This is a genomic window from Anaerolineae bacterium (genome assembly GCA_035529315.1).
In the GTDB taxonomy this organism is placed as follows: Bacteria; Desulfobacterota; Desulfobacteria; order Desulfobacterales; family ETH-SRB1; genus Desulfaltia.
In genome coordinates this window covers 21,661-33,753 of the sequence record DATKWZ010000029.1, presented here as the reverse complement: position 1 = coordinate 33,753, position 12,093 = coordinate 21,661, and the positions used below count along the sequence as shown (strand labels likewise).

The 12,093-nt window shown below is 42.8% G+C and carries 7 protein-coding genes; 2 read left to right on the top strand and 5 right to left on the bottom strand.

What is annotated here, in order from left to right:
* Together VMW78_05390 and VMW78_05385 are read right to left on the bottom strand one after the other, a co-directional pair.
* Positions 1-612 (bottom strand): glutamine synthetase beta-grasp domain-containing protein (locus tag VMW78_05390; GenBank protein ID HUV50437.1); only part of this gene is annotated, 612 nt, incomplete at its 3' end.
* 99 nt (positions 613-711) lie between these two features.
* Positions 712-1,050, bottom strand: coding sequence for a P-II family nitrogen regulator (locus VMW78_05385; GenBank protein HUV50436.1), 339 nt, complete (start codon positions 1,048-1,050; stop codon positions 712-714).
* A gap of 192 nt (positions 1,051-1,242) precedes the next feature.
* Here VMW78_05385 and VMW78_05380 point away from each other — a divergent pair, with 192 nt between their 5' ends.
* Positions 1,243-1,413 carry a hypothetical protein gene (locus VMW78_05380; protein ID HUV50435.1) on the top strand — a complete coding sequence of 57 codons (171 nt, stop codon included), beginning with the start codon at positions 1,243-1,245 and terminating at the stop codon, positions 1,411-1,413.
* Positions 1,414-1,452: 39 nt separating this feature from the next.
* Here the strand turns inward: VMW78_05380 and VMW78_05375 are convergent, their stop codons facing one another.
* A complete protein-coding gene (locus VMW78_05375; protein HUV50434.1) occupies positions 1,453-3,351 on the bottom strand; it encodes a response regulator in 1,899 nt (632 codons plus the stop codon).
* Between the two features lie 4 nt (positions 3,352-3,355).
* Positions 3,356-8,431, bottom strand: coding sequence for an AAA family ATPase (locus VMW78_05370; protein HUV50433.1), 5,076 nt, complete (start codon positions 8,429-8,431; stop codon positions 3,356-3,358).
* A gap of 282 nt (positions 8,432-8,713) precedes the next feature.
* On the opposite strand from VMW78_05370, the gene VMW78_05365 reads away from it, so the two are divergent.
* Positions 8,714-9,817 carry a DNA photolyase gene (locus tag VMW78_05365; GenBank protein ID HUV50432.1) on the top strand — a complete coding sequence of 368 codons (1,104 nt, stop codon included), beginning with the start codon at positions 8,714-8,716 and terminating at the stop codon, positions 9,815-9,817.
* Between the two features lie 201 nt (positions 9,818-10,018).
* On the opposite strand, the gene fusA is transcribed toward VMW78_05365, so the two are convergent.
* The gene (fusA, locus tag VMW78_05360) at positions 10,019-12,091 is read right to left on the bottom strand and encodes an elongation factor G (protein HUV50431.1); all 2,073 of its coding nucleotides are present in this window, start codon (positions 12,089-12,091) and stop codon (positions 10,019-10,021) included.
* Between the last annotated feature and the right edge of the window lie 2 nt (positions 12,092-12,093).

The following is a 12,093-nucleotide window of genomic DNA, read 5'->3' as shown; positions in this document are numbered from 1 at the left end:
TATACCAAGTTTTTCAAGGGTGAGAAGCATTCGGGTGCGCAGGTCCTGAAATTTGTCTGTCGGAGGAACAGGAAAGTACCCTTGCTTATGCCTTGGTTTATAGCCAAGATTCGGGCATTCTTCTCTGCCGCTGTTCCAGACTCCTTCCACAGAGTCAACCTCATAGAAAGCCATGTTTGTCGATGATTCGAAGCGCACGTTATCAAAGATAAAAAATTCCGCTTCAGGTCCGATGTATACGGTGTCGCCGATTCCACTGCTTTTCAGGAATAATTCCGCTTTCTTAGCTATATAGCGCGGATCACGGGAATAAGGTTCCAGTGTGAGCGGGTCGGCTATATCTCCGATAAGAACCAGGGTGGGAACTTCAAAGAATGGATCCATCTTTGCGGTCGCAGGATCGGGTATCACAAGCATGTCGCTGGCGTGAATCGGCTGCCATCCCCTGATGCTTGAACCGTCAAACCCGAAACCATCTTCAAAGCTTGACTCGTCCAATTCGCATATAGGCACGGTAAAATGCTGCCATACACCTGGAAGGTCAAGAAAACGTATATCCACAACTTTGGCTGCATTTTCTTTAGCCATTTCCAGTACCTGTTTTGGTGTCATAATTATTTTCCTTCTAAAATACGGCCTTTGCCGTTGTGGTAATATCAGTGTCTTTAAGTCTACAGTCTTCAGGCTAATAACCTGAACAAATACTTGTTACTATATTGCGTCTTTCCCTTTTTCTCCTGTGCGTACCCGGACGACTTCCTCTATGGGGAGCACAAAAATTTTTCCATCACCTATTTTGCCTGTATATGCAGCATTTTTTATTGTTTCCACCACCTTATCAGCCAGGTCGGTTTCAACAACTATTTCGATTTTGATTTTAGGGATAAAGTCAACCACATATTCGGCTCCGCGATAAACCTCCTTGTGCCCTCTCTGCCGTCCATAGCCCTTTATCTCTGAGATAGTCATTCCATGAATACCGATTTCATTCAGAGCCTCTTTAACATCATCCAGCTTAAAGGGTTTGATGATCGCCTCGATCTTCTTCATCATTATATCTCCTTTTTCGAATAAAAGACCAACCCGATATCTAAAAGTTTCGGCTGCTGGTTCGTGGTATAAGAATTTGATTTTTAAATACTTTTGCTATATAGATTTTGGTAAAAATTTTGTTAAATATTTATACTATTATTTTTAAATTTACAATAAAAATAAAATATTTTCAGGAATTACAGGGTTATTATGCGGCTTTTAAAGCTTTACATAGATCAGGAGGTTGCTGATTCACCCGAGGTTATTTCCATAAAATCGCGCCTTAATCTGCCTTCTGAAACAGTTCATGATGCGCGTGAATTATTTGAAGGGCAGGTAACATTTGCATACAAAATCCATGGTATGCAAAATACTGTATAGATAACCAGACCGTTCACGGTTTACCACGCCAGGGCGTGGTTACCTCATTATTACTTCATATAATACTTCGCCCAGTTCTTTGATCTTATATGGCTTGGCAACAACGCCGCAAAAACCATGTTTTCTATATTCAGTCATTACGGGATCATTAGAATAACCGCTGGAAACAATGGCTTTAGCTTCAGGATCAATCTTGATAAGTTTCTGAATGGTTTCCTTGCCTCCCATCCCGCCGGGAATGGTTAAATCCATTATGATTGCTTCAAAGGGTTGCGCGGATTCTTTAGCCTTTTTATACAGTTCAATCGCTTCAGCGCCATCTTTGGCAAACTCCGCTTCATAGCCTAAAACCTTGATCATTTCGCCTGCCACATTTCTGACTATCTCTTCGTCGTCCATTATTAAAACTTTACCCTTTCCAGTAAGAATTTTTTCTCTGATTTCTTTTTCAATCAATATTTCCTCTGAAGAAGCAGGCAGGTAAATATTAAAAGTGGTTCCCACTTCAAGCTTTGATTTAACTTGAATATAGCCATCATGCTTTTTGATAACTGAATAAGCAGTGGCAAGCCCCAGACCGCTTCCCTTCTGTTTAGTGGTAAAATAGGGGTCAAATATTTGTTTGAGATGCTCTTTCGAAATCCCAACACCCTGATCTTCAACGGATATCTTTATATATTTCCCCTCTTTTAGAGGAAGACCCCGCTTAGCATCTAAAACAATATTTTCAGCGCGCACCTTGATTATCCCACCTTTAGGCATAGCATGGCTGGCATTGATTATCAAATTGTTGATGACCTGACTGACCTGTCCCTCATCCACATCAACCGGCCAGAGGTCACCTGTTATAAAGAATTCACTTCTGACATTAGAACCGCTTAAGGCAAACAGGGTTGTGTCCTTTAGCATTTTTAAGATAAAAGCGGTTTTCTTGATTGGCGCTCCGCCCTTGGAAAAGGTAACTAATTGTTGGGTTAAATCCCTTGCCCGAAAGGACGCATTTTCTGCCTCTTTCAATCTTTCAAATATCTTATCTCCTGGTTGTGTATATATCTTTGCCAACATAATATTACCCATAATTGCCGTTAGAATATTGTTGAAATCATGGGCGATACCGCCGGCAAGGATACCGAGGGATTCAAGTATGTCCGCTTTCAAGAGTTCTTCTTCCATTTTCCGCTTTTCAGTAATATCACGGAAGACCAAAACAACACCGATGATGTTTTCTTTTTTATCTCTAATAGGAGCGCCGCTGTCATCAATAGGGCGTTTTGCTCCGTTTTTGGCTATCAACACCGTATGATTTGCCAGCCCCACGACAATACCTTCTTTGAGTACCTTCGTTACAGGATTTTCGGCCAGTTTGCCTGTTGTCTCATTTATAATATTGAAAACTTTCCCCAAAGGTTTTCCTGTAGCGTCTTCCTGTTTCCATCCCGTTAAAATCTCGGCAACGGGATTCATGAATGTTATTAAACCTTCTGAATCGGTGGCGATCACGGCATCGCCTATACTTTTAAGTGTGGTGAAAAGCCATTGTTCACTCTCTCTTAACTTTTTTTTCATCTTATGCTTGTAAAGGGCCATCTCGATGGTAGTGTATAATTCTCTTTCACTGAAAGGTTTAAGTATATAACCGTAAGGCTCTGTTATCTTTGCCCGCTGCAATGTTTTGTCGTCTGCATAAGCAGTGAGATATACCACTGGAATATCGAGACGATCCATGATTCGCTCAGCCGCTTCCACGCCGTCCATGAGCCCTTCTAACACGATATCCATAAGCACTAAATCAGGGAGCATCTCCACTGCTTTTTTAATGGCTTCTTTTCCGGAAGATGCGATAGCAATAACAGCATATCCCAAACCTTCCAATGTATTTTGTATATCATTCGCGATGATACCTTCATCTTCAACAATCAAAATCTGCGCATTCGTCATTGTCTTAACCCCCTTTCCTTTTTTCTCTCGGGGTAAATGTAATCTCAAATTTTGTTCTATCATCTCTATCAAACTCGATCGTCCCTTTAAGCTGTTTTACCAAAGTCGTTACTAATTGCAAACCTAATGTTTTCGCTTTTCGGAAGTCTAAACCTTTTGGGAAGCGGGCGCCGTTATCATCGACTATCAGTGTAAACTTATTATTTGCGTGCAGGTTCCTTTTCGAATGAAGTTCGACGCATATTTTTCCCTTCTTACCCCTTGGGAAAGCGTGTTTCAGGCAATTTGAAACAAGTTCATTTATAATCAAACCACAAGGGATGGCATCATTAATACCCAGAAAGATATCGTCCGCATTGATCTCCAGAGTTATGTTCTCTGGATAGGCCGCATACGAATGGAATAAAGAAGTTGTTAGCTTTCTGGTATATTCAGCAAAGTCAATCATCGCCAGGTCTTCTGATTGATACAGTTTTTCATGAACGAAAGCCATTGACCTGACACGATTCCGGCTCTCCTTGAATATCTCTATGTCATGTTTATCCTTGATATGCGTAGATTGAAGACTAAGCAGACTGGAAATAATCTGCAAATTGTTTTTAACACGGTGGTGAATTTCTTTCAAAAGCACTTCTTTCTCATTCAGCGATGCCTTGATTTGATCCTCAGCCTGTCTCATCTCGTCAAGCAGACGGGCGTTCTCAAAAGAGATGGCTGCCTGGGAAGTCAACAACTCGGTCATCGCTGTCCTTTCCGGTGTGAAAACCGAATCCGACAAACGGTTTTCCATGTATAGAATTCCAATCAATTTGGATTGCTTGATCAATGGAAGGCAAAGAATTGACTTAAGGCCCATCCTCTGAACCTTGGGATTGTCCTTAAACTCACCCTCTTTTGAAGCATTGTTCAGGACTACGCTCTTTTTAGTCCGGCGCACATAACGGACTATAGACTTACAAACGTCCTCGGCATCTTCAAGGTTGTATTTGACGGTACGAACAGCATCTTTTTTAGTGATATGACTTTCGGCGCGGACAATCAGGCGGCTGTTTTCTTCAATCAAAAGATATGCATGCTGGGAACCCGAGGCCTCCAGCACCACATTCATGATCTTTTTCAACAGGACATCGGGATCAATCTCTGCTGAAATAGCAAGGGAGGATTTCATGAGGTAGTCAACGTCGAGATCGGGAAGGGTGTAAGCAGCCGGCTTTGCTTTGGCAGGCGCGTAAGCAGGTACCTCTTTCTCAAAATATTCCGGGTATTTCTCTATGAGTAAAATTTCTTTACGTTCCGCCCGGCATTTTCTGTATAGCCGGGCAGCCTCGACAAAGTAAACCCGAGCCGTTTCAAAACCTGCGCCCTTGAGAAGCTCTCCACGACATTCATTAAGGTGAGCTTCCAGCAACGCGTAGCGTTGTTTGTGGGCAATAGCTATAGCATCAAAGTAAAGACTTCTGGCATTTCTGAAATCTCCGGTAGTTCGTTCCAGCTCAGCATGGATAAAAGCAAGATACGGTTTTAGCAATGGTCCGAATTGAGCCCAGGTCTCAATCTTGCTGATAAGCGGTTCTATATAGGACAGTAGTTCTTCTTTGCTTTTGTAAACAATTCCCCTTTCATACAACTTGATGGCATTTAGCGCCTGAAAAACATGCCACTGCCGCTTCAGCACATTGTCGGTGAGCCCTCTCATGTACTGCTTGGCTTTAATTAGATCCTGCTGCGCCTTTTTATACTCTCCAAAATAATAATGGGTCAAGGCAATATGGACATAATAGCTTCCAGCAGAGGCAATATGATTATCCTTTTCCCATTTCTTAATCTTTTCCTCCATGGGAACGGGCGTATAACCTCTCTTCATGGGTTCTATCCACCCGGCCTGAATTGCTTCAGCCAGACCAACAGAAAAAAATAAATGATATTTTTGAGAAAACTGAAGGCATTCCCTGGCATATTCTTCGATCGCAACCATATTGGCTCCTTGCACCTGAAGGTTCCACATCAAGGGGCCGTACGAAAGCCCTGCATTATACAGATCGCCGCAGTTTTTTCCGCATTGAATGGACTTGAGACAATATTTGACCACTTCTTCGGGATGACTCCTCGAATGCATATTACACCAGACAACGCCGTTCATACCCCGTGTCGCCCCAAAGGTGTTCATGTGTTTTTCAGACAAATTACGGGCCAGGTCTTCATAGCGGAATGCCTGCTCAAATTCTCCATGCTCCCCGAGATAGAGGCCCATAATAGAAAAAGAATAGATCACCGATTCATCCATCCCGCCTTCCAAGCAGTGCTTAGTTGACTGCACTGCCGAAAGATAGAGTTGCGGCACAAAACCGGACATATATAAATCCGGGATAAGTTCACTGTAAAAAGCCAGTTCGATCTTGTTTTTTCTTTTCGTAGTAAAGAGCATATTGAGGATAGTATCCCAAATATCGATATCTTTGGAGTTGATCTCATTCATCAATTGCTCTCGTTTTTTCTCTGCAAGTTCAGGATCGTCCGGGATCGATTTTCCGAAAAAGGATAGTCCGCGATTAGCGGTTTCAATGGCTTTTATAAAATTGCCTATAGATGAGAGCGAGGTGGTCTGTTCGGCCAGGGCTTCCGCCTTGTCCAGATCGGTTTTGGCATGATCAAGTAGTTGATTAAGCAGTTTTTCCGAGATCTCATATCCCCCGCACATCAACTCGGTCTTTGCCAATTTCTGGAAGATCTTAAATGTTCTGTCGTATTGTCCCTCCCAGGAGTCTTCCGGTAAGAGTTCAAGGCTTTGTCGAAAATATTCATTGGCTGCCTCTGTTGCCAGCGAGTCCAGGGCCTTGTTACCCGCATGATAGTTGATATCCGACAATTGGCAGGCGGTTTTTCTGTCCAGCGCCTTCTCCCTTCCCAGGTTAAGATGGGAAGCAATGGTGAAGAGGATATACAGTTTTTCCAAATCAGCCCCTTTGGGAACAGCAGAAAGGAGGTGAAATCCGATCCGCCAATGCATCTGCCGCCGCGTTTCAGATTTTATGGCGCTCAGGACCGCTTCCTGCACCCGGTCGTGAACAAATTGCAATTGACCTTTGTTCTCGATTAAAAGCCCCCGGCCCAAGGCTGGTTTCAACTTTTCAAATACATCCAACAAGGTAATTCCTCTGATCAGAGCAACTTCATCCGGCGTGAATAGGTTTCCCATGCAAGCGCAGTATTCGAGCAGGTCAATAGTATCAGAGGGAAGTTTTTGCACCTTTGAGCTAAAAAGCGCCACAACCGTGGAGGGCATGTCAGACTCCCTGATCTTATCCATATCCCATTGCCATTGACTGTTTTCACCTAAAATGAGCAAATCTTCATTGTGGAGATACGACAGCATCTCGCTCACGAACAAAGGGTTCCCCTCGGTGAGTTCCGTTATTAAACCGGCTAATTCCATGGTATATGAAAGAGGCGAATCAAGAATATAGGAGACCATCTCATGGCAGTGTTCTGGTTTAAGAAGCGACAACCTGATTTCTTGCAGAGGTTCGTCGTTTTCCTTTACCCTTTGTATTAACTTGGCAAGAGGATGGCTCGAATCGACCTCATTATGACGATAGGCTCCTACAAGAAAAAGGTATGGATGCTCATTGTGGTTGGCAAAGATGTTGCCAAGAAAATCAAAGGAGGCAATATCACACCACTGAAGATCGTCGATAAAAAGCACCAGGGGATATTCCTCGCTGGCGAGACAGGTCAAAAAATGGCCAAAGAGATCATGGAAGCGGTTTCTCGATTCAACAGGAGGAAGCGGTTTAACCTTCGGTTGAGGATCGAGCAGTATCTCCAGTTCAGGGATCACGTCGGTAACCACCCTGCCGTTACTTCCAAGCGCTTTGATGATCTTTTGCCTCCAGAGAGCGACCCTTTCGTCACTTTCCGTTAAAAAGGTCCTAATCAGATTTCTTAAGGCCTGTATAAGGGAGCTATATGGAATATTCTTTTGATAGACATCGAATTTCCCTGAGGTAAAATACCCTCTGTGCCTAACGATTGGTTTCTGAAGTTCTTGAATCAAGCGGGTTTTTCCAATGCCGGGGAGACCTGAAATGAATAGGCAGCGGAAAGAGTCCTTGGATGCTTTATCGTATTCCTCAAGGATAATTTCAGACTCCCTGTCGCGTCCCACCATTTTAGAAATAAAGGCAGCTCTATGGGTGTGATCATAAATCCCAAGAGTAAATTCGCCGATTGTGCCGGCGGCTGAATATTCATCCCGACACTGTATGAAGTCGGCCAAAAGCCCGGACGCGCTCTGGTACCGTTTCTCCGGCTGTTTGAGCATTAATCTCGCTATGATTTTACCCAGAATAGGGGGAACTTCGGGATTTAATTCGTGGACGGGCGGCGCTTCCTCGGCCAGGTGGGAATGAATTAATTCAAGGGGATCGGTAGAGAAGAATGGAAGTTGTCCGGTCAGCAATTTATAAAAGGTAATCCCCAGCGAGTATAGATCACTCGAAAAATCGACTCTATGATTGATGCGCCCGGTCTGTTCGGGAGAGGTATAGGCAAGAGTATTTTCCACAAAACCTCGGTCATAAATAAAATGGCTTACAGCCCTTGCATCAAGGGGGTCTATAAAATCAATTAACCTTATATTAAAGGCCTTCGGCTCGATTAATATATTGTGGGGTTTGATTCCGCCATGAATAATCCCTGCTTCATGAATTTTATCGATGGCTTCAGCCAGCTCGCAAGCTATAGTGAAAAAATCATTTAAGGTAATTTTAGTCTGGCTTTTGGCCCAGTCATCAAGGGTTATACCCTTGAAATAGTTTTGGGTGAAAAACTGGACATTTCCTCTCGCCTTAAATGATAAGGGCGTGATAAGGCGGGTATCATGTAAGATCTTCAGATGCTCAATTTTCTGCTGAAAATATCTTTTTTGGTCTTCGGATAGTAGGGCCGCTTTCAAAACCCTGAGAGCCAATGGTCGATTAGGATTCTTTTTATGAAAGGCTTTATAAACAATGGATTGGTACCCCTCACCCAACTTTTCAATAATATCATAATTTGGGATTGTTGTAAGTACTTCGCCCATATCTCATTAAACTCCTGTTAGACTATTTAATAATTTACAATCCCATAAAAGTCAAGAAATTGCGATTTCGTGCGAAATAGAAAAGCACGGCCAGGTCATTCTCTCCAATAACATATTGAAACAATATTTATTCATGTGAGTTTTCAGATTCTCACGCAAAGGCGCTAAACTCGCAAAGAAAAAAATAAAACTTAGCGTCTTTGCGCCTTTGCGTGAGACAATATTTTATAGAAAAAAGGGATCTGCATTGACTTATACGGCGGTTTTATTTAGGTTAAATTTATGTCGCTTTTAAAACTTTATATAGATAAAGAGGTTGCTGATTCGCCCGAGGTTATTTCCATAAAATCGCGCCTTAATCTACCTTTTGAAACAGTTCATGATGCGCGTGAATTATTTGAATTGATCTTATCAGCGGATGATCCTGTTAAAAAGGGGAAAGAAATTCTTTTCCTTACAAAAAATAAGGGCGCTTTTATCAGGCCATGTCCCGGAACCAGCCATTATACCTGTTGCGGCTACAAGATACTGCACATCGGCACTTTCTGCGCCATGGACTGCTCTTACTGTATCCTGCAATCATATTTTCATCCGCCTGTTCTTCAGTATTTTGTTAACCATGACGATCTGCTGTCGGAATTGGACATCCTGTTTCAAAAAAAAGGGGTGAGCAGGGTAGGGACCGGAGAGTTTACCGACAGCATGATCTGGGAGCGGTGGACAGACCTTTCAAATCTGCTTGTTCCTAAATTTTCCGGCCAAACATCCGCCGTGCTGGAGCTAAAGACCAAAACAATTGCCATTAACAGGCTGAAAAATCTTGATCACAATCGCAAGACAATAGTTTCCTGGTCACTTAATACAAATGCGATTATCAGCAATGAGGAGCGTCATACAACCTCTCTTTCCGAGAGGCTGAATGCAGCTGCCAAATGCGAGTCATGGGGATACCCGCTGGCCTTTCATTTTGATCCGATGATTATTTATGAGGGTTGCGAAGAGGATTACAGGCAGGTGATTATCCAGCTCTTTTCCACAATATCTCCTGAAAATATCGTATGGATAAGCCTCGGAACTTTTAGATTTATGCCATCTTTAAAACAGGTTATCCAAAAACGGTTTCCTGATTCAAGAATAATATACGGAGAATTCATATCCGGCCTTGACAATAAGATGCGCTACTTTAAGCCTCTTCGTATCAATCTTTATCAAAAGATGGCTTTCTGGATAAAGGAGGCAGCCCCCGATGTTCTTGTCTATTTCTGCATGGAAGATGATGAGGTATGGGAAAAGTCTCTTGGATTTATCCCATCCGACCATGGAGGCCTGCCTGAAATGCTGGATGAGAGCGCTGTACGACATTGCGGGCTTAAGAAAAGTGCCTAAAGTTACAAGTGAACTAAAGTGCCTAAAGTTAAGGAATTCCGCCATGTTATATTTGTTCATCAAACATTAAACGTAAATTGTTAGGTGTTAGGTTAAAGCAATTGTCTGTTTTATTAAGCTCTTAACACCTAACACCTAACACGTTTAGTAAAAAGTGGTTTTTGACTTTTTACGAATGTATCATACTTTAGGCACTTTTTTCTATTCCCTGCTCTTTTTTATCTCTTCGACAAGCTTTTGTGATATCTGTGCCGGAACCTCATCATAATGAGAGAATTCCATGGAAAACATGCCGCGACCGCCTGTCATTGATCTGATATCAGGTGCATAGGTAAGAAATTCAGCCATTGGTACTGTTGCGTTGATAATTTGACTTTTACCCTTGTTGTCCATGCCCAGGACTCTGCCGCGCCTGCTGTTAAGATCTCCCATAATGTCGCCCATATATTCATCAGGCGCTGTGATGGAAACCTTCATGATAGGTTCAAGCAAAACAGGATTGGCTTCTATGGCAGCTTTTTTAAAGGCAAGAGAACCGGCGATCTTAAACGCCATTTCAGAAGAGTCAACAGCATGATAGGAGCCGTCGTCAAGTATAACTTTGAAATCCACGCACGGAAACCCGACAAGCGCGCCCTTCTGTGCCGCTTCCACAATCCCCTTTTCAACCGCTGGAATGTAAGTCTTTGGAATTGAGCCTCCTACAATTGAATTGACAAACTCAAACCCTTTTCCTCTTGGAAGCGGTTCTATCTGAATCCAGCAATCACCAAACTGGCCGTGGCCCCCTGATTGTTTTTTATGTTTTCCCTGAACCCTGACCTTTTTCTTGATAGTTTCCTTATAGGGAACCTTGGGGGTGTTGAGATTTACTTTAACATTGAACTTCCTTTTAAGCTTCTCAACAACAGTTTCGATATGAACCTGCCCCCTTCCTGACAGAAGAATCTCCTTTGTTTCGGAATTCCGTGTAAGTTTCAGAGCAATATCCTCTTCCAGAAGCTTTGAAAGAGAGGAAAATATTTTGTCTTCATCCTCCTTTGATTTTGGCTCAATAGCAAAAGAGATAAGCGTGGGAAGAGGGTCGGCGCATTTGAATTTAATCTTATTAGCCTCATCACAAAGGGTATCGCCAGTGGTTGTATCTTTAAGTTTTGCAACAGCGACTATGGAACCCGGTCCGGCCCCTGTTATTGATTTTTGTTCTTTTCCTTCAACCCTTAATAGCTGGGTAAAGCGTTCCTTTGAATTTTTATTTGTATTATAAAAGGTTCCGTCACCCCCCAGGGTTCCTGAAATAATTCTTAAGATTGATAGCCGGCCGGCATACGGGTCTGCCACGGTTTTAAACACAAAACCTGAAAATGGACCGTCCGGATCCGGACTTTGCTCGATTTCATTTTTACCTTCAGGATCCGTGCATATTATAGCGCCTCTATCAACAGGTGAAGGCATGCATTCAGCAATTGTATCGCATAATAAATCAATGCCGATATTACTTATGGCAGATCCGCAAAGAGCAGGCATAATTGCTCGCAATAATATACCTTTTCTTAAACCTGTTATAATATCGTCATCGGACCAGGTTTCTCCATTAAGATACCTTTCAAGAAGATCATCATCTGTCTCTGCAATATTTTCAATCAGGGCTTCTCTTTCTTTTTCCGCCTGCTCCTGCATATCAGAAGGGATATCTCCTTGTATTGCCTTTCCGTTAGAATCATAGGTATATGCTTTCATCCTGACAAGATCCACAACCCCTTTAAAATCCGCTTCAGCTCCTATCGGAAGCTGCAACATGATCGGCTTTGGTTTAAAACAGTTTGCCGCGTCTTTAAAAGTGCGAAAAAAATCCGCCCGGTCCCTGTCCATTTTATTTACAAAAATTATGCAGGGCAAGTTGAATTCTTCGGCAAAATCCCATGCCATCTCGGTCTGCACCTTGATGCCGTCCACGGCATCAATCAGAATAACAATTCCATCAGCAGCCTGCATGCAGCTTCTGGTATCTGAAAAGAAATTCTGATCTCCCGGGGTATCTATAAGGGAAATAACCTGTTTTCCCCATTTGAACTGGTGGAATCCGCTGCTGATACTTGTATTGCGTTTAAGCTCTTCCGGCTCAAAATCCATAACTGTATTGCCGTCTTCAACACGTCCAAGCCTCTTGATAACACCCGCGTTAAAAAGCATAACCTCGGCAAGAGATGTTTTTCCGGCTCCACCATGTGATACAAAAGCGATGTTTCTTAAGTTTTCAGTCATGTCGGTCATTT

What these genes read in the sequence shown, in the direction of transcription:
- VMW78_05385 (HUV50436.1), bottom strand. Translation starts at nt 1,050, where the DNA reads ATGAAGAAGATCGAGGCGATCATCAAACCCTTTAAGCTGGATGATGTT.
- VMW78_05380 (HUV50435.1), top strand. Translation starts at nt 1,243, where the DNA reads ATGCGGCTTTTAAAGCTTTACATAGATCAGGAGGTTGCTGATTCACCC.
- VMW78_05375 (HUV50434.1), bottom strand. Translation starts at nt 3,351, where the DNA reads ATGACGAATGCGCAGATTTTGATTGTTGAAGATGAAGGTATCATCGCG.
- VMW78_05370 (HUV50433.1), bottom strand. Translation starts at nt 8,431, where the DNA reads ATGGGCGAAGTACTTACAACAATCCCAAATTATGATATTATTGAAAAG.
- VMW78_05365 (HUV50432.1), top strand. Translation starts at nt 8,714, where the DNA reads ATGTCGCTTTTAAAACTTTATATAGATAAAGAGGTTGCTGATTCGCCC.
- fusA (HUV50431.1), bottom strand. Translation starts at nt 12,091, where the DNA reads ATGACCGACATGACTGAAAACTTAAGAAACATCGCTTTTGTATCACAT.